This is a genomic window from Streptomyces sp. NPDC001492 (assembly GCF_053597275.1).
In genome coordinates, this window is sequence record NZ_JBSFHW010000015.1 from 25,900 (window position 1) to 48,603 (window position 22,704).

Below are 22,704 nucleotides of genomic sequence, written 5' to 3' on the forward strand. Positions count from 1 at the left end.
GGATGCGCGGAATAGGCGAGGCCGTCAACGTGTTGGGTCCGTACAGAAGAACGGTTTGGCGCCGTACGCGTTGTGGTACGGTCCTGACAGCACTTGTGTACGCCCCCTTTGAGGGCGCCGGTGCCAGTTCCTCTTCAGTCCGCCGCATCGCCCACCGTTCCCGGTCGGCGCACCGGCTTTCCAGCACCGCCTCGTGACCGCACGGCTGTGCCGTGTCCGAGGTGCTGTTCCTGCCGCCGAAGGCGCTCCGTGCGCCTCCGTTCCGCGGCATCCCACCCCTTCCTTCCGCATGTCTCATGCCATCCGTCCTCGAAAGGACCGACCACCATGACCACCACTCTCGAACAACCCCCTGTCAAGCAGGAGCCCACGACCCAGACAGCCACCGGTGTCCTCGACATCGACGCGGGCGGCAAGGGGCACCTGCGTGCCGCGAGCCTGCTGGCCTCGCCCTCCGACGTCTCGGTCTCCCCCGCGCTGATCCGCCGTCACGGCCTGCGCAAGGGCGACTTCGTCGAAGGCGTACGCGACGGCCGGCGCGCCCTGACCGAGGTCGTACGGGTCGACGGGCGCACGCCCGACGCACTGCGCGGCCGTCGCCACTTCCGCGACCTCACGCCGCTGCACCCGCGCGACCGGCTCCGCCTGGAACACCCGGCGGCCGGCCTGACCGGGCGCGTCACCGATCTGATCGCCCCCGTCGGCAAGGGCCAGCGCGGTCTGCTCGTAGCCCCGCCCAAAACCGGCAAGACCGTGCTGCTGCAACAGATCGCGGCCGCCGTCGCCGGCAACCACCCCGAGTGCCGCCTGATGGTGGTACTGCTCGACGAGCGCCCCGAGGAAGTCACCGACATGCGGCGCTCCGTGCGCGGCGAGGTGTACGCCTCGACCTTCGACCGGCCGGCCAAGCAGCACATCGCCCTGGCCGAACTCGTCATCGAGCGGGCCAAGCGGCTCGTCGAGGCCGGCGAGGACGTCGTCATCCTGCTGGACTCACTGACCCGGTTGTGCCGGGCGCACAACAACGCGGCCGCCGCCGGTGGCCGCACCCTGACCGGCGGAGTCGACGCGACCGCGCTGCTCGGGCCCAAGCGGTTCTTCGGCGCCGCCCGGCTGGCCGAGGAGGGCGGCTCGCTCACGATCCTCGCCACCGCGCTGGTCGAGACCGGCTCCCGCGCCGACGACTACTTCTTCGAGGAGCTCAAGAGCACCGGCAACATGGAGCTCCGCCTCAGCCGCGACCTCGCCGCCCGCCGCGTCTTCCCGGCCGTCGACATCATCCCGTCCGGCACCCGCCGCGAGGAACTCCTGCTGCCCGCGGCCGAGTTGACCGCCATGCGCGGCCTGCGCCGCGCGCTGCAGACCCGCGACGGCCAGGCCGGCCTGGAAACCCTCCTGGAGCGCATGCGGGACACCCCCGACAACGCGACGTTCCTGCGCCGCATCCAGCCGACACTGCCCACCGACTGACTCGGCCCGAGCGCCGGCCACCGACGGGCGGACGCCCTGTGCGGCCGTTTCAGCGGTGTGACGGGGCTGGACGGGTTCCTCCTCCGTTCGCATAAGGGCTGGGGCCGTGCGCTGGGCCACGATGCGGGGGGACGCGCGGGGCGCTGCTGAGGGCGAGCGCCATGAGCGGGAGCCGGAAACTCTCTCCCTGTTACTGGAGCGCGTTCGGTGTCATGCCGGGCCCCATGACCGCGCACGCCCCCTCAACGAGCTGGGAGAATTCCTCAACAAGCGCCGTTCGGAGCTGCGGCCGAGCACGGTCGGACTGCCGGAGACGGGCAGGCCCCGCCGGGTCGCCGGGCTGCGCCGTGAGGAGGTCGCCCAGCTCGCCTCGATGAGCACCGACCACCACAGACTCGAACAGGGCCGTATGCAGGCGTCCGCTCCAGTGCTCGAGGCTCAGCGGTCCACGTTCAGTCGAGGACCGCGGTGGCTTCGATCTCGACCAGGTGCTCGGGGACGTCCAGCGCCGCCACGCCGATCAGCGTGGTCGGCGGCACCGGAGTGACCTCCAGCTTCGCGGCCGCCCGGGAGAGGCCCTCCAGGAGCGGTGACATCTTGTCGGCGGTCCAGTCGACGACGTAGAAGGTCAGCTTCGCCACGTCCTGGAAGGAACCGCCTGCTTCGGCCAGCGCGGCTGCGATGTTCAGGTAGCACTGCTCGACCTGGGCGGCGAGGTCGCCCTCACCGACCGTGACCCCATCGGTGTCCCAGGCGACCTGCCCCGCGATGAAGACCAGCTTCGCACCGGAAGCGATCGCCACCTGCCGGTAGACGTCGATCTTCGGCAGTCCCTGCGGGTTCTTCAGGGTGATGGCCATGGTGTCCGCCTCCTTGCGCGGGCTCCTTCGAGCCCGTGTCCGTCAGACCAGCCTGTGGTCACTTGTGGTTACTCAGGAACCGTAGGAGAGTGAGCGCTGACATGGAAGAACGCACTTTTCAGTGACTGGGGAACCAGATGGTGACCAAGCAGCTCAGCGGCTCGCCCGAAGAGGCCGACCTGCGCCGCGCCGACTCCCTGGGGCGGGAGATCTTCTCCGACGTCGCCAACAAGTGGGCGCTGTTGATCATCGAAGCGCTGGGGGACGGCACCCTGCGCTTCAGCGAGCTGCGCAGCCGGGTCGAGGGCATCAGCCACAAGATGCTCACCCAGAACCTGCGCATGCTGGAGCGCAACGGCCTGGCCGAACGGACCGTCCACCCCACCGTCCCGCCCCGCGTCGAGTACACCCTCACCGAGGCGGGCCACGGACTGCGGGCGACAGTCGACGGGATGTGCGAATGGACCTACCGGTACTTCGAGCACATCGAGTCCGCCCGGCGGCGTTTCGAAGCCTGACGATCGGTGGACGCGCAGCAGGTGACGCTCCTCGCGGCCATCGTCCAACCGGTCGGCAGGCACAGCGGCCAACTCAGTTGCACGGGTACTGCGTTCCGCCTCCGCCGGGGCGATTGCCCATGAGCGCTTCTCCCCGGCCTGGCCGTCGGCGAGCACTGGGCTGAGGATGCAGCGCGCGTCGTACACGGAGAAGGATGGGCCGTCGACCGCTCTGGACCACGACGGCGTCGACATGGCACCCACGCGCGGCAGTTGAGGAGACCTTTATTGGTTTGTCGTCGGCGGGACCGGTCGGGTAGGAAGCCTTGCATGCTCAGAGGCAGCAAGGTCGGGCTCAGGGCCCGGTACGAGGACGACATCCCGATACTGCGGGCCGAACTCTACGACGACGTGGTCAACGCCTCCCGGGCCGAGAGCGGGCCGTGGCGGCCGGTCACGCCCGGTTCGAAGGACCCGCGCCTGTTCGTGGACGACACGAACGAGCGGAGCGTCAAGTTCTCCGTGGTGGAGCTGGAGGGCGACACCCTCGTCGGCACCGCCACGCTGTGGGGCATCGACAACCACAACCGGTCCGCGCACCTCGGGCTGGGCCTGCTGCCGGCCTGCCGCGGCAAGGGCTACGGCACCGACGTGGTCGCGGTGCTGTGCCACTACGGCTTCGTCGTGCGCGGCCTGCACCGACTGCAGATCGAGACGCTGGCGGACAATGCCGCGATGCTGCGCTCCGCCGAGCGCAACGGCTTCGTCCGCGAGGGCGTCCTGCGCTCCTCGGCCTGGGTGATGGGCGAGTTCCTGGACGAGGTGCTGCTCGGGCTTCTCGTCCAGGACTGGCCCGGCTCGACGAGATAGTGGCTCGTCTCGCAGCGTTGGCCGGGCCATCGACGTGTTGTCCGGCGGTCGGCAGACTGTCTCCAGGTCCTGATCTTGGAGGTGGTCGTGGGGCGTCGGCCGAGTGTGTTCGTCCGGGCGGTGAGCATGGAGGAGGGCCGCAGGCTGCAGCCGGTCAGCCGGTCGTCGAAGGATCCGATACGGCTGCGGCGGGCGATCGTGGTGCTGATGTCCGCCCAGGGCCGGACGGTCAAGGACGTCACCTCGCTGATGCAGGTCGGCGAGGACTACGTCCGCGACGTGGGCCACGCCTTCAACGAGCGGGGGTTCGATGCTCTGGACCCAAAATGGAGCGGGGGACGCCGACCGGCGATCAGTGAGCGGGTGCGTGAGCACATCCGCCTGATCGCCCGGACGTCCCCCGCCGACTGGGGCGTCACCGGCTTTGCCACCTGGAGCCTGACCAAGCTCGCCGAGCATCTCATCGGCCGGCACATCGTGCCGCGGATCAGCCGGGAGACGCTGCGGCGCATCCTGCGCGAGGGCAAGGTCTCCTGGCAGACCACGACCACCTGGAAGGCCTCCACCGACCCGGACTTCATCGCCAAGATGCACCGGATCCCGGCGTCATACGACGCCCCGCCGGCCGACGGGCGGGTGATCTGCGTCGATGAGTTCGGCCCGCTCAACCTGATGCCCCGCAAGGGAAGGCCTGGCGTCCGGCCGGCAGACCCCGTCGGCTGCGGGCCACCTACAACCGCTACGGCGGCGCGATGCACATGCTCGCCGCCCTCGACCTGGCCACCGGCAAGATCTCCTACCGGATCCGCACACGCAAACGGTGGCGCGAGTTCCTCGGCCTGCTCAAGACCCTGCGGCAACGCTGGCCCGAGCAGAGGCTGTACTTGGTGCTGGACAACTTCTCCCCGCACAAGCATGCCGAAGTCCGCACCTGGGCCGCCGACCACGACGTCGAACTGGTCTTCCTGCCGACCTGCGGCTCCTGGCGGAACCGGATCGAGTCAGAGTTCGCCGCCCTGCGCTGCTTCGCCCTCAACGGCGACCACCGCACCCACGCCGAACCGAAGGCCGCCATCGCCGCCTGCATCCGCCGGCGCAACGCCCACGCCGAACCGAAGACCCGTTTCGCGTCCGGGTCACCGATCCGCCAGTGGATCCGAGGACCCGGCCAAGGCTGCCTGACCATGCCCAGCGACAGCGATCTTTGCTGGATGCACGTGGCGGACGGGTGGCCACGGCCTGATCGACGAGGAACGTATCCAAGGTCAGGTCACCACGGTACGACCCCGCTGTCGTCGAACAGCTGGCCGGTCGGGCCGTCGTCCGACAAGGTCGCCAGCCGGATGGCGATCGCCGCGCCCTGCTCGGGGGTCTGCGTCCCGCTGAATCCGTTGAGGTCGGTGGCCACGTAACCGGGGCAGGCGTTGTTGATCAGGACCTTGGTGCCGCTCAGCTCCTTGGCGTACTGGATGGTGACGGCGTTGAGGTAGGTCTTCGTCGGCGCGTACGCCCCGCTGATCCCCCCTAGGTCCACGCCGGGTGTGGTCTGCAGTGTCAGGGAGCCGACGTGGCTGGACTGGTTGACGATCCGCGGGTGCGCCGAACGCAGCAGCAGGGGCAGCATCGCGTTGGTGACCCTGATGACGCCGAGGACGTTGGTCTCCAGCAGTCGCCGCACGGTCTCCAGGTCGATGGTCGTCGGTTCCTCCGGCCAGCCGCCGGCCACACCGGCGTTGTTGACCAATACGTCCAGCCGTCCTGCCCGCTCCTCGATCAGCTGGACTGCGGCGGCCACGCTCCCGGCGTCGGTCACGTCCAAGGGCACGCCGAACGCGTCAACACCAGCCGCACGCAGCTTCGCCACAGCGTCCTTCCGGCGCTGCTCGTCCCGGGCGCCGACACCGACGCTCCAGCCCCGCGCACCCAGCCCGGCCGCGATCTCATATCCGATTCCCTTGTTCGCGCCAGTGATCAGCGCGATCGTCTTCTCGCTCATGAAAACGAGCATGCCTGCGCTGCGGCCGGACACCAACACCCGCTCGGTAGTGCAGCGATACCCGAGCGGTATCGATCTCAGCCGTCTGCCGTCCTAGCCTGTACCCATGGAAATACGCGAGCTGCGGTACTTCGTCGCCGTCGCCGAGGAGTTGCACTTCGGCAAGGCTGCCCAGCGCCTCGGGATAGCCCAGCCGCCACTGTCCCGCGCGATCACCCAGCTCGAGCGGCGGCTCGGAATCGCACTGCTGGAACGCACCAGCCGCAAGGTCACGCTCACCGAGGCCGGAGCCGTGCTGCTGGCCGAAGGACGCGAGATCCTCAGCGCGGTGACCGCGGCTGAGCGGCGTACCCAACGGGCCTCCACGGCACACCCCAGCCTCGTGCTCGCCGTCAAATCCGGCACCGGTGGTGAGCTGCTGACGAAACTGCTCGACGCCTACGCCGCGGAACCCGGCGCAGCCACTGTCGATCTGCTGCTCTGCGAGGCGCACCAGCACCGGCAGCTGCTGCGGGAGGGACAAGCCGACGTGGCTCTGCTGCACCTGCCCTTCGACTCGGCAGCCGGGCTCGACACCGAAACCCTGTCCACCGAGGGACAGGTCGCGATCCTGCCGGCCTCGCACCCGCTCGCCATCCGCTCTCAGGTCCGGATGGCCGACGTCACCACACTGCCCAAGCTCCCGATGGCCCGCTGGCCCGGTCCCGACGGCAGCTACCCAGAAGGCCCGGGCGCGGAGATACGGAACCTGACACAGGTCTTCCAGCTGATCGCGCTCGGCCGTACCACCGTGGTCATTCCCGAGTCAGCCGGCACCGACCTGCGCCGGGACCTCGCCGCGGTGCCGGTCCTGGACGCTCCGCCTGTGACCACGGTGATCGCCTGGCCGCCGCACAGCCGCCTGCGTGCAGTTGCTGACCTGGTCCGCGTTGCAACACTCCTTTGAACCCGGATCAGTTAGGCGGCCACCCGACGACAGCCTCGATCAGGCAACTGGCAGCTCAACGCCCCGGCCTCAGCAGGGTAGTGTCCTTGACGGTCTGCCGCCCTGAGCGGAAATCCGCACCACGATCGCCCGCCGCAGCTGTCCTTCGCCGTCCGGCTGATCCGCTGCACGCGGCAGCCTTCCTCCATGCTGACCGGCCGACGAACAAACCCGGGCGACGTCCCACGACCAACGCCAAGCAGGTCCTGGAAACAGTCCGCTGACCGCCGGGCGGCACATCGATTACCCGGCCAACGCTGCGAGACGAGCCGCTAGAAGGCCGCCGCCCAACTGCCCTGGTCGGGCCGCGAGTTGTCCGGCCTCGCGTCAGGGCAGGGCCAGGACGCAGAACTCGTGGCCCTCCGGGTCGTTCAGGCATGTCCACGGGACATCGCCCTGCCCGAGGTCGAGGTCGGTGGCGCCGAGCGCACGCAGCCGGGTCACCTCCGCCGCCTTGTCGTCACCGGCGTACGGCAGCAGGTCGAGATGGACGCGGTCCGGCACGGTTTTCCCGTCGGGCGTGCGGAGGAACTCGAGATACGGGCCGACGCCCTTGGCCGAGCGCAGCGACGCGTGATCGTCGCGCACCTCGTGCAGGGTCCAGTCCAGCGCCTCGCCCCAGAACCGGGCCATGGCCCGTGGTTCCACGCAGTCGACCACCACCGCGGCGATCGGCCCGGTGTCCCGGTAGATCTCCCGGGGCTCCAGCACGCAGAACTCGTTGCCCTCCGGATCGGCGAGGACCGTCCACGGCACCTGGTCCTGCCCCACGTCGGCGGGTGTCGCGCCGAGAGCCTCAAGGCGCGCGACCAGCTCCGCCTGATGGGCCGCGGAGGTGGTGGCGAGGTCGAGGTGTACGCGGTTCTTCGCCGTCGTCTTGGGTTCCGGGACAGGAACGAGGTCGATACCGAGGACGGCCGGGTGCGGCCAGACGAGGCCGCCGGCGGGCCCGACGTAGGTGGTCACGCCGGGGCTGTAGGCGCTCCAGCCGAGCGCCTCCGCCCAGAACCGGCCGACCGCCGGGGGGTCGACAGCCTTGATGTTCACGTGAACAGGTCGCAGTGGCATGCCGACGATCCTAGGTACCCGCTCTGCCGCCTCGGGTGAACCGGCCACCCGGCAGAAAAGATCTGGGCGGCGATGTCGAGAACCCGCGTCCGGCTCCGTCCCCGGGGTGCACGCGACCACAATGGGTCGCACGAGCACCGAGGAGAACCAGGATGGCCAAGTACCTGCTGCTGAAGCACTACCGAGGCGCCCCCGCCGCGGTCAACGACGTGCCGATGGACCAGTGGACACCGGAGGAGATCTCGGCGCATCTGCAGTACATGAACGACTTCGCGGCCCGGCTGGAGAAGACCGGCGAGTTCGTCGGCGGTCAGGCACTCGCCCCTGAAGGCGCATGGGTCCGCTACGACGGTGAGGGGCGCCCGCCGGTCACCGACGGACCGTTCGCGGAGACCAAGGACCTCATCGCCGGCTGGATGGTCATCGACGTCGACAGCTACGAGCGCGCCGTCGAACTGGCCGGGGAGCTGTCGGCCGCCCCGGGGGCGGGCGGCAAGCCGATCCACGAGTGGCTGGAGGTGCGCCCGTTCCTGGCCGCGAACCCCAGCACCACGGAGTGCCCCCACCGGTGAACGAGGTCCTGCTCAGGAGCCTCACGCCGAGTGTGCTCACCGTCCTCGTCCGCCGCGGAGCCGACTTCGCGGCGGCCGAGGACGCCGTACAGGACGCGCTGGTGGAGGCCCTGCGTGTCTGGCCGGCCGATCCGCCGCGGGATGCGAAGGGCTGGCTGATCACCGTCGCCTGGCGCAAGTTCCTGGACGCGACGCGCGCCGACGCCGCCCGCCGTCGGCGTGAGGACCGCGTCGAGGAGGAGCCGGCGCCCGGTCCGGCGCCCGCGGTGGACGACACGCTCCAGCTCTACTTCCTGTGCGCCCACCCCTCGCTCACCCCGTCGTCGGCGGTCGCGCTCACGCTGCGCGCCGTCGGCGGGCTCACCACCCGCCAGATCGCCCAGGCCTACCTGGTGCCCGAGGCGACCATGGCGCAGCGCATCAGCCGGGCCAAGCGCACCGTCTCCGAGGTGCGTTTCGACCAGCCCGGCGACGTGGCCACCGTGCTGCGCGTGCTGTACCTGGTCTTCAACGAGGGCTACTCCGGCGATGTCGACCTCGCGGCCGAGGCCATCCGGCTCACCCGGCAGCTCGCGGCCGCGATCGACCATCCCGAGGTGGCCGGGCTGCTCGCCCTCATGCTGCTCCACCATGCCCGGCGTGCCGCCCGGACCGCGCCCGACGGCAGCCTGGTGCCGCTCGCCGAGCAGGACCGCAGCCGGTGGGACACGAAACTGATCGCCGAGGGCGTGGTCGTCCTGCAGGCCGCCCTCGCCCGGGACCGGCTGGGCCAGTATCAGGCCGAAGCCGCCATCGCGGCCCTGCACGCCGACGCGCCCGCGGCCGAGGAGACCGACTGGGTGCAGATCGTCGAGTGGTACGACGAGCTCCTGCGCGTGGCCGACAGTCCCGTCGTCCGTCTCAACCGGGCGGTGGCCGTCGGCGAGGCCGACGGCCCGCGCGCGGGCCTTGCGGCGCTCGCGGAGCTGGACGCCGCACTGCCCCGTCACGCCGCGGTGGCGGCCTATCTCCACGAGCGCGACGGCGACCTGGCGACGGCGGCACGGCTGTACGCCGAGGCGGCCCACAAGGCGTCCAACCTCGCCGAACGCGACCACCTGACCCGCCAGGCCGCCCGCCTCAACGCCCGCCGACGGCACTGAGCGTTCGCCGTCCCGACGTCAGCGGTCGGTGGGGTACGCCGGGCGGTCGCGGCCGACCGTCAACGGGGCCGGGCGGTAGGCGACGTACGCCGCTCCGTCCAGACCGAGCGCCGTGGCGGACCGCTGGAGCGCTTCCGGGGTCGCGGCGTCGTCCCAGCGACCGGTGGTGACGCGGTGTTCGAGAGCGTGCAGGGCGGCCACGGTCTCGGCGGTGGTGAACGCGCAGTGGCCCTGCCGCTCGACGTACGCCTGTCGCAGCAGCGCGCCGTCGCCGGAGGCGCGCACGCGGGCGGCGAAGCGGTTCTCCTGCTGCACCGGGACCAGGTTGTCGGCGGTGGTGTGCACGTCGAGCAGGGGCACCTCGAGGCCCTGGCCCGCGGAGGACGTCCGCTGCGCGGTGCTCACCGCGGCGGGGTCCGCGTTGATCGTGGTGCCCTCGGTCAGCGTGCGCAGTTCGGCCCGCAGGTCGAGACCGGCTGCCCGGTAGAGGGCACGCACCTGGGAGGCGTGTTCCGAGCCGGCCAGCAGTCGGGCGTAATCCACGCCCCGGTTCCAGGAGTTGTTGCCGCCGGCGGACTGCTCTATGGCGTACCGGCCGCCCTCGACGAACGACAGGATGCCCTGCGCGAACCAGTCGTACTGCTGCTCCTCCTGGCCCGCCCAGTCGGTCGCGGCGGGCCGGTCCTTTCCGGGCGACCAGGCGGGCAGGTTGAGGAAGGCGGCGGCCAGCGCGACCCGGGCCCGGCCCTGCGGGGTGGACTGCGCCGCGGTGACCGCCTTGGTGAGCAGGTCGGCGGTGGCGGACGCCTCGGCGGAGGTGCCGAAGCGCACGAGTTTCACGTCCTGTCCGGGCAGCAGCAGGCGGGCGATGGTGTACTCGGCGTCCAGCTGGTAGTTGTCCAGATCCGTGCCGCCCGCGACCAGTCCGCACTGGCCGAGCGCGCCGTCAATGCGCCCGCCGCCGTCGCGGGCGAGCTGCGCGTTGACGAGTCCTCCCATGGACTGGCCGATGGCCAGGGTGCGCCGGGGGGTTCCGATTTTCTCGGTGACGGCGTCGAGCGTGGCGAACTGGTCGCGTTCGGCGCTGCTCAGTGCCCACATCGAGCCGTGGGGGTCGTACGACGAACCGGACATGGCGTAGCCCTCCGCGAGCAGTTCGGTGCGCACGGCGTCGGTGGGGGCGTCCCTGGCGACGGTGGGGCCGAAGCCGTGGCTGAACAGCAGCAGGGTGCCGTTCCAGTGGTCGGGTACGTCCGCGATCCAGGTGGCGCCGTCGGTGAGGGTGCCGGTGAGGTGGGTCGTGGCCGGGGTGTCCGCCTGGGCGGCCGGGGCGGGCAGGGTGGTGAGCGCCGCGGACGCCAGCGTGACCAGGGCGGTCAGGGCGATACGCAGACGGGTGCGGGGGATGCGGGTACGGGTTCCGGCAGGCATGGTGCGGCTCCTCGGGGCGGATGCGGGCGTGCGGGGCGGGCGGGCCGGAGAAGATGCTCAGTGCACTGAGCGAACACGCCGAGGAATGTAGGGCTGTTTTTTCGCTGCCGTCAATAGAATGCACAACCTTGGCAGGTCGTCATGGGTGGAAGGGCCATTCACCTCGGAGAATCCCGTACCGGGGCAATATTCCTCCCCCTCACAAGATGCGCATCCGGTGCCATGCCGGCAGCCATCCCCCGTCCGCGACACCTGAGCCGGCCCGAGCGAACCGCATGGAAGCGGCGTTCAACCGTTCGGTTGAACGCCGCTTCCATCTCTGAGCGACCTCATCGCTCCGCACGGACGACGCGAGGCATCCTCCGGCCGCACAAGAATGACCACGGCCCGTGGCGCGCACCGGGCCGCTTACGCCACCCCCTGAGAGAGGTCTCCTGGCATGCCCAGTTTCCCCAGCAGACGACGTGTCCTCGCCGTGGGCGCCGGTGCCGCCCTCGGCGCCGGTGCCTTCGGCGCCTCGGCGGTTCCGGCGTCGGCCTCGCCCGCCGCCGCGTCGGGGCGGTCGTCCCGGCAGGAGGAGGCGAGGTCCCTCGACGAGCTCTACCGGGCCGCTCTGGCGGAGGGCGGGAAACTGGTCGTCTACGCCGGCGGTGACACACCGACTCAGCAGGACGGCACCAAGGCCGCCTTCAAGGCCCGCTTTCCGGACATCGACCTGACGCTGATCGTCGACTACAGCAAGTACCACGACGTGCGGGTGGACAACCAGTTCGCCACCGACACCCTCGTTCCGGACGTGGTGCAGTTCCAGACCCTCCAGGACTTCGACCGCTGGAAGCAGCAGGGGCGTCTGCTGCACTACAAGCCCGCCGGGTTCTCCAAGGTCTACGACAAGTTCAAGGACCCGCAGGGCGCATGGGTGGCCACGAGTGCGATCGCCTTCAGCTTCCTGTACAGCACCGCGGCACTCGGCTCGGACGTGCAGCTCACCCCGCGCGACCTGGTCGACCCGAAGTGGAAGGGCAAGATCGCCTCGTCGTACCCGCACGACGACGACGCCGTGCTGTACCTCTACACGCTGTACGCCCAGCAGTACGGGTGGCAGTGGGTGGCCGAACTCGCCGCCCAGGAGGTGCAGTTCGCGCGCGGCAGCAACTCCCCCGGCGACGCCGTCCGCGGCGGTCGGAAGCCGATCGGCATCGGCACCTCGGGTTCGGCGACCGGGTCGTCCCCGGTGAAGTTCGCGATCGACGCGCCGCACCCGTTCATGGCCTGGGGCCAGCGGGCCGCGATCCTCAAGCAGGCCAAGAACTCCACGGCAGCCAAGCTGTTCCTCAACTGGCAGCTGTCCACGGAGCACCAGCAGGCGTCCTTCAACGGCTGGTCGGTACGGACCGACGTCACTCCCCCGGCCGGTCTGAAGCAGATCTGGGAATACCCCAACGCGCACGTGGACGGCTTCCCCCGCTTCATGGCCGACCGCGCCGAGGTGGAACGCTGGAAACAGACGTTCGCGCTGTACTTCGGTGAGGTCAAGGGCGACCCCACGCCGGGCTGGCCCGGGCTGCACCCGGGAGCCTGAGCGTCGGCGGGGCTGCCGTCTCCGTACGCTCCGTACGGCGGTCGCACAGCCCCGCTCTTCACATGCGTCATACGGACCGTGGATAGACTCGAACCCCTGTCCCAATGGATCTTTCATCCAGGGGGTTTGTCGTGTCCGATCCCGGGTCCGTCCGCGCTTCCGTGCCGGCCGGCCGCAGACGGTTCGCTGCGAGCCAGCTGCCGCATCTGGTGTTCTTCCTCGTGGTCGGCGCCGCACTGGTCCGTCTCGCCCGGCTGAACATCCCGCTGTGCTGGGACATCGTGACCGTCAGCGGGCTGCTGGCCGTGACCTACGCGGCCGGGCTGGCGCTGCGGCCCAGGCTCGACGGGCGCGCCCGGTACGTCTGGGTCGCCGTCCTCCTCCTGCTGTGGGCGATCCTCGTCCTGATCACCCCGCCGCCTCTGGCCGGCGCCTACGTCTGGTGTGCCGTGCCGCTGGCGTGCGTGGCGCTGTACACGCTCGGGGACCGTGCAGCCGGTGCGGCGCTGGCCGCCATCACGGCCCTGCTCGTTGGTCAGCTGACCCGGACCGCGGGCGGTTTCGACCCGGAGATGGTGCTGATCCCGGTGGTGGCCGTCTGGGGCACGGTGGCTCTGTACCGGACGCAGCAGCGCAACGTCGCGGAGCGGCAGCGGCTGGTCGAGGAACTGCGCAGTACACGGGACGTACTGGCGGACGAGCGGCACCGCAGCGGAGCGCTCGAGGAACGTGCGCGCATCGCAAGGGATCTGCACGACACGCTCGCCCAGGAACTGTCCGGGAGCCTGATGCTGCTGCAGGCGGCCGAGCGGGACTGGGAGGAGCGGCCCGAGGTCGCCCGCAGCCGCGTGCGCGCCGTCGCCGACGGTCTGGACGCGGGGCTCGCCGAGACCCGGCGTATCATCCAGGACCTTGCCCCGCCCACCGTCGCCCAAGACGGGCTGACGGCTTCCCTCCGGCTGCTGTGCGCCCGGACTCACCAGCTGGGCGGGCCCGGGCCCGTCAGGTTCCACACGGTGGGAACCCCGGCCCCCGGTCTGGACGAACACGCGGCCACCGCCTTCTTCCGGGTGGCGCAGAGCACGCTGGCGAACGTCCGCGAGCACGCACACGCGTCCAGCGTGTCCGTGACGCTGCGCCATCTCGCCGACCGGGTCGAGTTGGAGGTGTGCGACGACGGTGTCGGCTTCGACCCCGCCCGCCTCGGCGGGACTCTCCGGTCGGGCCGGGGCTTCGGTCTGCCCTCGGCCCGGGAGCGGCTGCGCCGGGAGGGCGGTGACCTGGCTGTCGACAGCGCCCCGGGGCAGGGCACGCGGATCCGGGCCAGCGTCCCCCGCCGGCCGTCGCGGCCCGGGGCGGAAGCGCCGCTGTCCGTGGCGGCGGCCCGATGACGGGCGCAGCACTTCGCGTTCTGATCGCCGATGACCATCCGGTCGTACGGGCCGGGCTGTGCGCCCTGTTGGAGGGCGCAGCCGACCTCGACGTGATCGCGGAGGCCGGCAGCGGGGAGGAGGCCGTGCGGCTGGCCCTCGAGCTGGGGCCCGACGTGGTGCTGATGGATCTGCGTTTCGCGGGCACGAACTCCGGCATCGACGGGATCGAGGCGATCCGCCGGCTGGCCGCCGAGGCTCCGGGCATGCCTGTGGTGATGCTGACGAGTTATTCCGGACGGGCCGACGTCGTGCGCGCGTTGGAGGCCGGCGCGCGCGGCTACGTCCTCAAGGCGGGGCCGCCGGAGGACCTGTTCCGGGCCGTACGCAGCGCCGCCGAGGGCGGCTTGGGCCTCGCGGCGGAGGTCGTGGGCGACCTCGTCGGGCAGGTGGTCAGCCCCGCGCCGGAGCTGACGCAGCGGGAGAAGGAGGTCGTCCGGTTGATGGCCGACGGACACAGCAACCGCTCCATCGCGGGGGCCCTGTACCTGGCGGAGGCGACGGTGAAGACCCACCTGGTGCGCATCTACCGGAAACTCGGCGTCGACAACAGGGCGGCTGCGGTGGCCGAGGCGGTCCGCCGGGGCCTGCTGGAACTCACCTGAGCACCGGAGCAGCGGTATGCGGGCCGTTGCATACGTCGGCGATATGTTCCGCTGCCTAGGCTGCACCCATGCGTGTGCTGATCGTGGAGGACGAGCCCTACCTGGCCGAAGCCGTCCGTGACGGTCTGCGGCTGGAGGCGATCGCCGCCGACATCGCCCGCGACGGCGACTGCGCCCTGGAGCTGCTCAGCGTCAACTCCTACGACCTCGCGGTGCTCGACCGGGACATCCCCGGCCCGTCCGGTGACGAGGTCGCCCGGCGCATCGTCGCTTCCGGCAGCGGTATCCCGATCCTCATGCTCACCGCCGCCGACCGGATCGACGACAAGGCGTCCGGCTTCGCGCTCGGCGCCGACGATTACCTCACCAAACCGTTCGAGCTGCGGGAGCTGGTCATGCGGCTGCGGGCGCTGGACCGCAGACGCGCGCACGCCCGGCCCCCGATCCGCGAGATCGCGGGCCTGCGGCTGGACCCCTTCCGCCGGGAGGTCTTCCGCGACGGACGCTATGTCGCGCTCACCCGCAAGCAGTTCGCCGTGCTAGAGGTCCTCGTCGCCGCCGAAGGCGGAGTCGTCAGCGCCGAAGAGCTGCTGGAGCGGGCCTGGGACAACAACGCCGACCCCTTCACCAACGCCGTCCGGATCACCGTCTCCGCCCTGCGCAAACGACTCGGGGAACCATGGCTCATCGCCACGGTGCCGGGCGTCGGCTACCGCATCGACACCAGCACCCCACCCGGCGGCACGCATGAATAGACGCCCAGGGCTCAGCGCCCGGTTGAAACTCACCCTCAGCTACGCCGGATTCCTTCTCCTTGCCGGCGCTCTCCTGCTGGCCGTGATGTGGGTGTTCGTGCTGCGCTGGCTCCGGACCGACGACCCCAAAGCCATCCAGCACAGGTTCGGCGTGGTCATCATCACCGGGTTCAACCGCTCCGACGCCCTGCGCGGCTTCGTGCCCGCCGCAGCCGTAGCACTGGCCTTCCTCCTCGTCTTCGGCCTCCTGGGTGGTTGGCTCCTCGCCGGCCGGATGCTCGTGCCGCTGACCCGGATCGGTGAGGCGGCACGGATGGCCGCGAACGGGTCGCTGTCCCACCGGATCCGCCTGGAAGGCCGCGAGGACGAGTTCCGCGAACTCGCCGACACGTTCGACACCATGCTTGAACAACTGGAGTCCCACGTCGCCGGGCAGCAGAGGTTCGCCGCGAACGCGTCCCACGAGCTGCGCACCCCGCTGGCGATCTCCCAGACGCTCCTCGACGCCGCCCGCAAGGACCCGACGCGGGACCAGGGCGAACTCATCGAGCGCCTCCACACCGTCAACACGCGGGCGATCAACCTCACCGAGGCCCTCCTGCTGCTCAGCCGCGCCGACGCCAGGAGCTTCACGCGCGAGCCCGTCGATCTCTCCCTCATGGCCGAGGAAGCCGCCGAAACGCTGCTTCCTCTTGCCGAGAAGCGCCGGATCACGCTGGACGTCACCGGCGAGCCGACACAGACCTTGGGCTCCGCGGCGCTCATCCTGCGGATGGTGACGAACCTCGTCCAGAACGCCATCGTGCACAATCTCCCCGCCGGCGGAACCGTGACGGTCCACACCGAAACTCAGCACGACGTCGGTGTGCTGCGGGTCGAGAACACCGGCCCGCCGCTCCCGCCGGAGCTGGTACCGACCCTCACCGAACCCTTCCAGCGCGGAACGGAACGCGTACGCTCCGACGAACATGCCGGCGTCGGCCTCGGCCTGGCCATCGTGCACAGCATCGTCCGGGCCCACGAGGGCACCCTCGACCTCGCACCCCGCCCCACCGGCGGCCTGGTCGTCACGATTCGACTTCCCGGCGCACCGCAGTCCTCGTCCCCGAGCGGGCCCCAATAGATCGGCGCTCCCGTCGACTTCGGCGCCGTGCGCTCCGTGCGCGGGACCGAAAGCGATGACCGACCGGACCGGTTCCGGGTGCCGTACGGCGAGCAGCTCGACCACCTGTCCGCCCATGGAGTGGCCGACGGCCGGCACCGGGCCGTGGCCGAGCGCCTCGACCAGGGCGGCCAGGTCGTCCGCCATCTCCTGCGGTGTGTTGCCCTGTTCCGGCACCTCGCAGCGGCCGTGGCCGCGCAGATCGGGGACGATCACGTGGCAGCGGTCGGTCAGGGCCTCGGCATGGACCGACCACTCCCGGCCGTCGCCGCAAGGCCGATCACGTCCGGCCCGGTCAATCCGCGGCCGCCCGCTCCCCTTCCGGGCGCCTGCGCAAGGTGCGCTCGGTGAGCGACTGCGGCTGCCAGACGCCGTCGGCCCGGTAGAGGTCGGTGCCGGGCGCCACGATCTCGTCGATACGGTCGAGCACCGCGTCGTCGAGCAGCAGATCGGCCCCCTTGAGCAATGACGCGAGCTGGTCCATGGTGCGCGGACCGATGATCACCGATGTGACGCCCGGATGCACCAGCGGGAAGGCGACGGCCAGTTCCGGCAGGGTACGGCCCATCTCCTCGGCGAGCGCGACGAGTTGCTCGACGGCCTCGAACTTCGCCGGGTTGCCCGGGGCCTCGGGGTCGAAGCGGTGCGGGGTGAGTCTGGCGCGACCGGCGGTGAGGTCGACGGGGCGGCCCGCGCGGTAGGCGCCGGACAGGAATCCCGAGGCCAGCGGCGACCAGGTCAGCACGCCCATGCCGAGGCGCTGCGCGGTGGGCAGCACGGCCCGTTCGATGCCACGCGCGAGCAGCGAGTACGGCGGCTGCTCCGTGCGCATCCGCATCAGTCCGCGCCGCTCCGCCACATGATCGGCCTCGACGAGGTCCTCGGCGGGGAACGTGGAGCAGCCGAATGTCCGGATCTTGCCCGCCCTGACCAGGTCGGTGAGGACGGACAGTGTCTCCTCGATGTCGGTGGTGGGGTCGGGTCGGTGCACCTGGTAGAGGTCGATCCACTCCGTGTCCAGGCGCCGCAGGCTGTCCTCGACCGCCTTGAGGATCCAGCGGCGCGAATTGCCGCTGCGGTTGCGCCCCTCCCCCAGCGGAAAGTGCACCTTGGTGGCGAGCACGACGTCGTCGCGTCTGCCCTTGAGAGCCTTGCCGACGATCTCCTCGCATTCGCCGGCCGAGTACATGTCGGCGGTGTCGACGAAGTTGATGCCCGCATCGAGTGCCGCATGGATGATGCGGGCGCTGTCCTCGTGGTCGGGATTGCCGACGGCACCGAACATCATCGTGCCGAGGCAGTGCGTGCTGACCTCGATGCCGGTCTTGCCGAGGACTCGATAGCGCATTGCGGTGCTCCGTCGCTGGCGGGGGGCGGGTCGGAAGCGTGACTCTAGGACGTGGAGTGCACTCGACCGCAAGGGCGACCCGACCCGTCCGCTCGTCGGCCGACGACGGGGGCCCACGTCAAAACGGTCAGGTGGCCGACTCGTCCGGCGTGCAGGCCTGCCTGGCACTGCGGTGGAGAACTTCCGCGGTGTGCTGTCCCAGGTGCGGCGGCGGCAGACGGTACTGGGCGGGTGTCCTGCCCAGGGCGATGGGGTTCGCGATCTGGCGGGAGGGTGTGCCGGCTCCGTGGGCGGGTGCGGCGGGAATGTCGATGATGCCGGGAACACCGAGTTTCCGCGCGAAGTCGAAGGCCTCGTCGAGGGTGTTGACCGGTCCGGCGGGCACGCCCGCGGCCAGCAGGACCGACGACCAGTGGTCCGCGCCCGCGGCGCCCAGTCGTTCGCTCAGGATGTCCCTGAGTTCGGTGCGATGGGCGACCCGGTCCGCATTGGTGCGGAAGCGGTCGTCGAGCGCGAGGCCGGGCTCGCCGACGATCTCGGCGAGCGCCGCGAACTGCCGGTCGTTGCCCACCGCGATCGCGAGGGGACGATCGGCGGCCGGAAACGTCTCGTACGGCGCGATGCTCGGGTGCGCGTTGCCGAGGCGCCCCGGAACCACACCGGCGACGGCGAACGCGGACGCCTGGTTGACCATGGCCGACAGCAGCGAGCCGAGCAGATTGACCTCGACGCGCTGCCCTTCCCCGGTGGCGTCCCGGTGCCGGAGGGCGGCAAGGACGCCGAGTGTGGCGTGCAGACCGGTGATCACGTCGACGAGTGCCACGCCCGCCTTCGTGGGCTCCCCTGCCGGGTCCCCGGTCACGCTCATCAGACCGCCGACGGCCTGCACGAGCAGGTCGTATCCGGGAATCGTCGCACCGGCACCGGCCCCGAACCCGCTGATCGAGCAGTAGACCAACCCCGGGTGCCGGGCGAGGAGTTCGCGATGCCCGAGCCCCAGGCGCTCCATCGTGCCGGGGCGGAAGTTCTCCACCAGGACGTCGGACTCGGCGACCAGGGCACGCGCCTGCTCCAGGCCGGCCTCGGTCGTGAGGTCCAGGGCGACGGACCTCTTGTTGCGGTTGACACTCAGGAAGTACGTCGACGTGCCGTCCCGGTCGGTCGGGGGCCGCCAGGCCCGGGTGTCGTCCCCCGTGCCCGGCCGCTCCACCTTCACCACGTCGGCGCCGAGATCGGCGAGCAGCATGGTGGCGTAGGGCCCCGCGAGGACCCGGGAGAAGTCGGCGATGCGCAGACCCTCCAGCGCGCCGCGCCCGACTCCGCCGAGAACGCCGGACGGCCCGTCCGGTGCGTTGTCCCGAGTGCTCACGCACCCTCCTCCTGTGATCGTTTTGCTCACGCGGCCGCCGGCGCGAACGCACTGCCCGTCATCGGCCGGCGTCGCGGCGCTCGACGCTGAAGTCGAACGCCAGGGTTCCCGCGTCGCGTGCCGATACTCCGCCGTCCACCGTGAGTACCGCGCCGTTGACGAACGACGCTGCGGGCGAGAGCAGCCAGGCAATCGCCTCGGCGACCTCGGACGGGTCGCCGGGGCGCCCCGCGGGCACCAGCTTCGTCGCTTCTTCGTAGGCCTCGTCCACGCCGCCTCCGAGCCCGGACTCCTCGGCGAAGCGGGCCATACGACGATCAGCCATCTCGGTGCGCACCCAGGTGGGGCACACCGTGTTGGCGCGCAGCCCCTGGCTGCCGTAGTCGACGGCCAGCGAGCGGCACAGTTGAAGCAGCGCGGCCTTGGAGGTGGCGTACGCGGCGTTGCCGACCCCGTTGCGCAGCGCCGCGACGGAGGCGACGGCAACGACCGAACCACGGGTCTCCAGCAGATGCGGAAGTGCGGCGCGCAGCAGCAGGAAGGGGCCCGTCAGGTTGGTGCGCATCACCAACTCCCATGTCTCGTCCGAGAGATCTCCCACCGCGCCGCTGCGTCCGACGCCCGCGTTGAGGACCAGTCCGTCGAGCCTGCCGTAGCGGGAGACCGTGGCCTCGACGAGCTCGCCCACGGCGGTCGCATCCGTGAGGTCGGCTACGTGCGGAAGGGCACCCGTTTCGTCGGCGACGCGCTGCAGCGGCTCGGGCCGTCGGCCACCGATGACGACCTCGTGTCCGCCGGCCCGAAGCAGCCGGGCAGTCGCGGCACCGATGCCGGTGCCTCCGCCGGTTACCACTACAACACGCTTGTCCGACATGGCCGTTGGGCCTCCTCATCAACCGGAAATCGGGCCTGCGTGATCTTACGCCCGCCCGGTCGGGGACCTCGGCCCACGCGTGGTTCGGCGAGGTCCGGCCGGTGCTCCACATCGCCGGGGGTGAAGTGCCTGATGGTCACCCCCGGGTCGGTTTCCTGTGCCCCTTGACCTCAACTGCGCTTGAGGGACGAGCCTTCAGGCATGGACATCGAAGAGATGCAGCGACAGCTGCAGACCCTGACCGACCGTGCCGAGATCACCGATCTGCTGGACCGCTACCTGCGTTCCCTGGACGAGGGGGTCTTCGACGAGGAATGGGCCCGCGCCTTCCACACCGAAGACGTCACCGCCGAGATGCCCATCGGCACCGTCCATGGCCGCGATGCTCTGCTGGCCCGGGTCCGGCAGGGCATGGCGCTCTTCGACCGAACCGTGCACATGGGCACCAACGCGATCATCGAGATCGACGGTGAGCGGGCCACCACGCGTGGCGCCCAGCTGAGCACCCACGTCCTGGCGGACGGCACCGGCGGCGTCTTCATCTCCGCCGGGCACGCCGATGCCGAACTGGTCAGGACGGCCGAAGGGTGGCGGATCTCCGCCTCGAGCCTGCGGGTGGTGTGGACCCAGGGTCCCCCTCCGCAGGTGCCGACACCCACTACAGGCGGGGCTTGACGCCTGGGCGAACGGCTGAGCCCGCACCCCTCAGGGGGCTGCCCGGGCGGCCCTGGGCGGTTCATTCGGTGCTGGGCCGCGCGAGTCCGAGGTCGTAGGCGAAGATCACGGCCTGGATGCGGTCCCGGGCACCGATCTTGGCGAGGACGCGGCCCACATGGGTTTTGACGGTGGATTCGGACAGGACGAAGTGCGCGGCGATCTCGCCGTTGGTCCAGCCCTTGCCGACGGCGACGAGGATCTCGCGCTCGCGGTCGGTGAGGGAGGTCAGCCTCGGGTCCTCGACGAGGCCGCCCCGGTGCGCGGGCACGTACTGGGCGAACTCGTCCAGGAGGCGACGGGTGAGCGCGGGCGCGATCACCGCGTCGCCGATCGCGACGGCACGGATGCCGGCGAGGAGTTCCTCGGGGCGCGCGTCCTTGAGGAGGAAGCCGCTGGCCCCGGCGCGCAGGGCGGCGTGGACGTACTCGTCGAGGTCGAAGGTGGTGAGCACGAGGACGCGCGAGCGCTCGCCGGCGGCGACGATGCGGCGGGTGGCCTCGATGCCGTCCATGCCGGGCATCCGGATGTCCATCAGGACGACGTCCGGGCGCAGTTCGGCGGCCTTGCGTACGGCCTCGGCGCCGTGGGCGGCCTCGCCGACGACCTCGGTCTCGGCGACGGAGTCCAGGAGGATGCGGAAGCCGTAGCGTTGCAGCGGCTGGTCGTCCACGACGAGCACCGTCGTCACCGGACACCGCCTTGGGGCGTGAGGTCGAGGACGGCCTCGACGCTCCAGCCTCCGCCGCCCGCCGGTCCCGCGCTGACGGTCCCGCCGTACAGCGCCGCCCTCTCCCGCATGCCCACCAGTCCGTGCCCTTCCTCGTGCGGCCCCGGCGCTGTCGCCGGGCCGGTGTCCTGGACCCGGATGGTCAGCCGGGTGTCCGTCTCGACGATCGCCAGGTGCACCCGGGTGTCGGTGTCGGCGTGTTTGATGGTGTTGGTGAGGGCTTCCTGGACGATGCGGTACGCCGTCAGCTGCACTCCGCTGTCGAGGGCGTCCACGTCGCCGGAGGTCCGGTAGACGACCTCCAGTCCTGCGGCGCGCACCTTGGCGCACAAGGCGTCGATGTCCGCGATGCCGGGCTGCGGGCTGAGTTCGGGCCCGGCCGGAGGGCCGTCCACCGCCTCGCGCAGCACACCGAGTACGCGCCGCAGCTCGCCCAGGGCCTGGCGGCCGGTGTCCCCGATGAGCTGGAGGGCCTCCTTGCCGCGTTCGGGAGCGAGGTCACTGGCGTAGGCGCCGGCGTCGGCGAGGGTGATGATGACGGACAGGTTGTGGCCGACGATGTCGTGCATCTCGCGCGCGACCCGGGTGCGTTCGGTCACCGCGGCCAGCCTGCTGCGCTGGTCCCGTTCGATCTCCAGCCGGGCGGCCCGCTCCCGCAGTCCGGCCAGCTGGGCCCGGCGGATGCGGACCATCAGGCCGAGCGCGAGGGCCGCGGTCGTGGTGCTCAGCAGGAAGAACAGCGCGTCCCAGACGGACATGGCCGCGGACACCCGCAGGGCGACCAGCACCATGGCGCCCGCCATGGCGGCGCAGGCCCATGGCAGCTGCTTCAGCCGCCCGTGCAGGGCCAGGCTGTACAGGGCGACGAAGAGGGCGATGTCCGCGCGCAGCACCGCGTTCAGGGACCACTGCAGGACGAACACCGCGGCGATGACGCCGAAGGCGGCCAGGGGCCTGCGCCGCCGCCAGAGCAGGGGCAGCACCAGTCCGGCCTGCAGTGCCAGCATCCCGGCGAGGGGCAGCTGGGTGAAGACGAGCCGGAAGCGGCGCGGGCCGTCGCCGTCGCCGGTACCGCCGTGCAGGAGGTCGGGCAGGCAGAACATCAGGAAGACCAGGACCACGACGGCGGTGTCCAGCACCCACGGACGGTTGCGGTCGGCCTGCCTGAGCCGCTGGCCGCCCCGGGACAGACGGGCGACCAGCGGTCCCATCCCGCTGATGTCATCGGTGGTCACGGACGTCAC

20 protein-coding genes and 5 pseudogenes are annotated in these 22,704 nt (G+C 70.9%); 15 read left to right on the plus strand and 10 right to left on the minus strand.

Annotated elements, in window-relative coordinates; genetic code table 11:
- The first annotated feature begins 327 nt into the window (after positions 1-327).
- Both rho and ACWC1K_RS20365 read left to right on the plus strand, forming a co-directional pair.
- Positions 328-1,470: a transcription termination factor Rho gene (gene rho / locus ACWC1K_RS20360; RefSeq protein WP_450833080.1), complete on the plus strand. Its 1,143-nt coding sequence runs from the start codon at positions 328-330 to the stop codon at positions 1,468-1,470.
- A gap of 193 nt (positions 1,471-1,663) precedes the next feature.
- Positions 1,664-1,906: pseudogene (locus ACWC1K_RS20365) on the plus strand (hypothetical protein); the annotation flags it as partial.
- A gap of 16 nt (positions 1,907-1,922) precedes the next feature.
- On the opposite strand, the gene ACWC1K_RS20370 reads toward ACWC1K_RS20365, so the two are convergent.
- Positions 1,923-2,330 (minus strand): RidA family protein, encoded by a 408-nt coding sequence (locus tag ACWC1K_RS20370; RefSeq protein WP_450833082.1) that lies wholly within the window; start codon positions 2,328-2,330, stop codon positions 1,923-1,925.
- A 137-nt stretch (positions 2,331-2,467) separates the two neighbouring features.
- Between ACWC1K_RS20370 and ACWC1K_RS20375 the strand changes: the two genes are divergently transcribed.
- From ACWC1K_RS20375 to ACWC1K_RS20390, 4 genes and pseudogenes are all read left to right on the plus strand, one after another.
- A complete protein-coding gene (locus tag ACWC1K_RS20375; protein WP_450833084.1) occupies positions 2,468-2,848 on the plus strand; it encodes a winged helix-turn-helix transcriptional regulator in 381 nt (126 codons plus the stop codon).
- Between the two features lie 309 nt (positions 2,849-3,157).
- Positions 3,158-3,697 carry a GNAT family N-acetyltransferase gene (locus ACWC1K_RS20380; protein ID WP_450833086.1) on the plus strand — a complete coding sequence of 180 codons (540 nt, stop codon included), beginning with the start codon at positions 3,158-3,160 and terminating at the stop codon, positions 3,695-3,697.
- Between the two features lie 126 nt (positions 3,698-3,823).
- Positions 3,824-4,201 (plus strand): annotated as a pseudogene (locus ACWC1K_RS20385) (helix-turn-helix domain-containing protein); the annotation flags it as partial.
- 215 nt (positions 4,202-4,416) lie between these two features.
- Positions 4,417-4,659, plus strand: a pseudogene (locus ACWC1K_RS20390) (transposase); the annotation flags it as partial.
- Positions 4,660-4,967: 308 nt separating this feature from the next.
- Here the strand turns inward: ACWC1K_RS20390 and ACWC1K_RS20395 are convergent.
- The gene (locus tag ACWC1K_RS20395; protein WP_450833088.1) at positions 4,968-5,705 is read right to left on the minus strand and encodes an SDR family oxidoreductase; all 738 of its coding nucleotides are present in this window, start codon (positions 5,703-5,705) and stop codon (positions 4,968-4,970) included.
- Between the two features lie 94 nt (positions 5,706-5,799).
- Here ACWC1K_RS20395 and ACWC1K_RS20400 point away from each other — a divergent pair, with 94 nt between their 5' ends.
- Positions 5,800-6,639, plus strand: coding sequence for a LysR family transcriptional regulator (locus ACWC1K_RS20400; RefSeq protein WP_450833090.1), 840 nt, complete (start codon positions 5,800-5,802; stop codon positions 6,637-6,639).
- A 366-nt stretch (positions 6,640-7,005) separates the two neighbouring features.
- Here ACWC1K_RS20400 and ACWC1K_RS20405 read toward each other — a convergent pair whose 3' ends face one another.
- Positions 7,006-7,746 carry a VOC family protein gene (locus tag ACWC1K_RS20405; RefSeq protein WP_450833092.1) on the minus strand — a complete coding sequence of 247 codons (741 nt, stop codon included), beginning with the start codon at positions 7,744-7,746 and terminating at the stop codon, positions 7,006-7,008.
- 152 nt (positions 7,747-7,898) lie between these two features.
- Between ACWC1K_RS20405 and ACWC1K_RS20410 the strand changes: the two genes are divergently transcribed.
- Positions 7,899-8,318: a YciI family protein gene (locus tag ACWC1K_RS20410; RefSeq protein WP_030926839.1), complete on the plus strand. Its 420-nt coding sequence runs from the start codon at positions 7,899-7,901 to the stop codon at positions 8,316-8,318.
- A complete protein-coding gene (locus ACWC1K_RS20415; RefSeq protein ID WP_450833093.1) occupies positions 8,315-9,460 on the plus strand; it encodes an RNA polymerase sigma factor in 1,146 nt (381 codons plus the stop codon). The genes ACWC1K_RS20410 and ACWC1K_RS20415 overlap by 4 nt, the downstream gene beginning before the upstream one ends.
- Before the next feature lie 18 nt (positions 9,461-9,478).
- Here the strand turns inward: ACWC1K_RS20415 and ACWC1K_RS20420 are convergent, their stop codons facing one another.
- Positions 9,479-10,891: an alpha/beta hydrolase gene (locus tag ACWC1K_RS20420; RefSeq protein WP_450833094.1), complete on the minus strand. Its 1,413-nt coding sequence runs from the start codon at positions 10,889-10,891 to the stop codon at positions 9,479-9,481.
- A gap of 439 nt (positions 10,892-11,330) precedes the next feature.
- Between ACWC1K_RS20420 and ACWC1K_RS20425 the strand changes: the two genes are divergently transcribed.
- From ACWC1K_RS20425 to ACWC1K_RS20445, 5 genes and pseudogenes are all read left to right on the plus strand, one after another.
- Complete coding sequence (locus tag ACWC1K_RS20425) at positions 11,331-12,473, plus strand: ABC transporter substrate-binding protein (RefSeq protein ID WP_450833096.1); 1,143 nt, start codon at positions 11,331-11,333, stop codon at positions 12,471-12,473.
- A 131-nt stretch (positions 12,474-12,604) separates the two neighbouring features.
- Positions 12,605-13,864 (plus strand): sensor histidine kinase, encoded by a 1,260-nt coding sequence (locus tag ACWC1K_RS20430; RefSeq protein ID WP_450833098.1) that lies wholly within the window; start codon positions 12,605-12,607, stop codon positions 13,862-13,864.
- A complete protein-coding gene (locus ACWC1K_RS20435) occupies positions 13,861-14,508 on the plus strand; it encodes a response regulator (protein ID WP_450833099.1) in 648 nt (215 codons plus the stop codon). The genes ACWC1K_RS20430 and ACWC1K_RS20435 overlap by 4 nt, the downstream gene beginning before the upstream one ends.
- A 68-nt stretch (positions 14,509-14,576) precedes the next feature.
- On the plus strand, positions 14,577-15,263 hold the full coding sequence (locus ACWC1K_RS20440; RefSeq protein ID WP_450833101.1) for a response regulator transcription factor: 687 nt from the start codon (positions 14,577-14,579) through the stop codon (positions 15,261-15,263).
- Positions 15,256-16,377: pseudogene (locus tag ACWC1K_RS20445) on the plus strand (sensor histidine kinase); the annotation flags it as partial. The gene ACWC1K_RS20440 and the pseudogene ACWC1K_RS20445, both read left to right, overlap by 8 nt.
- On the opposite strand, the pseudogene ACWC1K_RS20450 reads toward ACWC1K_RS20445, so the two are convergent.
- From ACWC1K_RS20450 to ACWC1K_RS20465, 4 genes and pseudogenes are all read right to left on the minus strand, one after another.
- Positions 16,264-16,725 (minus strand): annotated as a pseudogene (locus ACWC1K_RS20450) (alpha/beta fold hydrolase); the annotation flags it as partial. The pseudogenes ACWC1K_RS20445 and ACWC1K_RS20450 overlap by 114 nt on opposite strands.
- Positions 16,721-17,773 carry an aldo/keto reductase gene (locus tag ACWC1K_RS20455; protein WP_450833102.1) on the minus strand — a complete coding sequence of 351 codons (1,053 nt, stop codon included), beginning with the start codon at positions 17,771-17,773 and terminating at the stop codon, positions 16,721-16,723. The gene ACWC1K_RS20455 and the pseudogene ACWC1K_RS20450, both read right to left, overlap by 5 nt.
- Before the next feature lie 127 nt (positions 17,774-17,900).
- Complete coding sequence (locus tag ACWC1K_RS20460; protein ID WP_450833104.1) at positions 17,901-19,142, minus strand: CaiB/BaiF CoA transferase family protein; 1,242 nt, start codon at positions 19,140-19,142, stop codon at positions 17,901-17,903.
- A gap of 58 nt (positions 19,143-19,200) precedes the next feature.
- Complete coding sequence (locus ACWC1K_RS20465; RefSeq protein ID WP_450833106.1) at positions 19,201-20,016, minus strand: SDR family NAD(P)-dependent oxidoreductase; 816 nt, start codon at positions 20,014-20,016, stop codon at positions 19,201-19,203.
- Positions 20,017-20,217: 201 nt separating this feature from the next.
- Here ACWC1K_RS20465 and ACWC1K_RS20470 point away from each other — a divergent pair, with 201 nt between their 5' ends.
- Positions 20,218-20,691: a nuclear transport factor 2 family protein gene (locus ACWC1K_RS20470; protein ID WP_450833107.1), complete on the plus strand. Its 474-nt coding sequence runs from the start codon at positions 20,218-20,220 to the stop codon at positions 20,689-20,691.
- A 61-nt stretch (positions 20,692-20,752) separates the two neighbouring features.
- Here the strand turns inward: ACWC1K_RS20470 and ACWC1K_RS20475 are convergent, their stop codons facing one another.
- Positions 20,753-21,421: a response regulator gene (locus ACWC1K_RS20475; protein WP_450833109.1), complete on the minus strand. Its 669-nt coding sequence runs from the start codon at positions 21,419-21,421 to the stop codon at positions 20,753-20,755.
- Positions 21,418-22,695, minus strand: a complete 1,278-nt coding sequence (locus tag ACWC1K_RS20480; RefSeq protein ID WP_450833111.1) for a sensor histidine kinase — start codon at positions 22,693-22,695, stop codon at positions 21,418-21,420. The genes ACWC1K_RS20475 and ACWC1K_RS20480 overlap by 4 nt, the downstream gene beginning before the upstream one ends.
- Positions 22,696-22,704 lie beyond the last annotated feature (9 nt).

Excerpts from the sequence above, each read along its gene's own strand:
- ACWC1K_RS20395 (WP_450833088.1), bottom strand. The coding sequence starts at position 5,705 with ATGCTCGTTTTCATGAGCGAGAAGACGATCGCGCTGATCACTGGCGCG.
- ACWC1K_RS20425 (WP_450833096.1), top strand. The coding sequence starts at position 11,331 with ATGCCCAGTTTCCCCAGCAGACGACGTGTCCTCGCCGTGGGCGCCGGT.
- ACWC1K_RS20400 (WP_450833090.1), top strand. The coding sequence starts at position 5,800 with ATGGAAATACGCGAGCTGCGGTACTTCGTCGCCGTCGCCGAGGAGTTG.
- ACWC1K_RS20465 (WP_450833106.1), bottom strand. The coding sequence starts at position 20,016 with ATGTCGGACAAGCGTGTTGTAGTGGTAACCGGCGGAGGCACCGGCATC.
- ACWC1K_RS20405 (WP_450833092.1), bottom strand. The coding sequence starts at position 7,746 with ATGCCACTGCGACCTGTTCACGTGAACATCAAGGCTGTCGACCCCCCG.
- ACWC1K_RS20455 (WP_450833102.1), bottom strand. The coding sequence starts at position 17,773 with ATGCGCTATCGAGTCCTCGGCAAGACCGGCATCGAGGTCAGCACGCAC.
- rho (WP_450833080.1), top strand. The coding sequence starts at position 328 with ATGACCACCACTCTCGAACAACCCCCTGTCAAGCAGGAGCCCACGACC.
- ACWC1K_RS20440 (WP_450833101.1), top strand. The coding sequence starts at position 14,577 with ATGCGTGTGCTGATCGTGGAGGACGAGCCCTACCTGGCCGAAGCCGTC.
- ACWC1K_RS20375 (WP_450833084.1), top strand. The coding sequence starts at position 2,468 with ATGGTGACCAAGCAGCTCAGCGGCTCGCCCGAAGAGGCCGACCTGCGC.
- ACWC1K_RS20410 (WP_030926839.1), top strand. The coding sequence starts at position 7,899 with ATGGCCAAGTACCTGCTGCTGAAGCACTACCGAGGCGCCCCCGCCGCG.
- ACWC1K_RS20370 (WP_450833082.1), bottom strand. The coding sequence starts at position 2,330 with ATGGCCATCACCCTGAAGAACCCGCAGGGACTGCCGAAGATCGACGTC.
- ACWC1K_RS20435 (WP_450833099.1), top strand. The coding sequence starts at position 13,861 with ATGACGGGCGCAGCACTTCGCGTTCTGATCGCCGATGACCATCCGGTC.
- ACWC1K_RS20380 (WP_450833086.1), top strand. The coding sequence starts at position 3,158 with ATGCTCAGAGGCAGCAAGGTCGGGCTCAGGGCCCGGTACGAGGACGAC.
- ACWC1K_RS20470 (WP_450833107.1), top strand. The coding sequence starts at position 20,218 with ATGGACATCGAAGAGATGCAGCGACAGCTGCAGACCCTGACCGACCGT.
- ACWC1K_RS20420 (WP_450833094.1), bottom strand. The coding sequence starts at position 10,891 with ATGCCTGCCGGAACCCGTACCCGCATCCCCCGCACCCGTCTGCGTATC.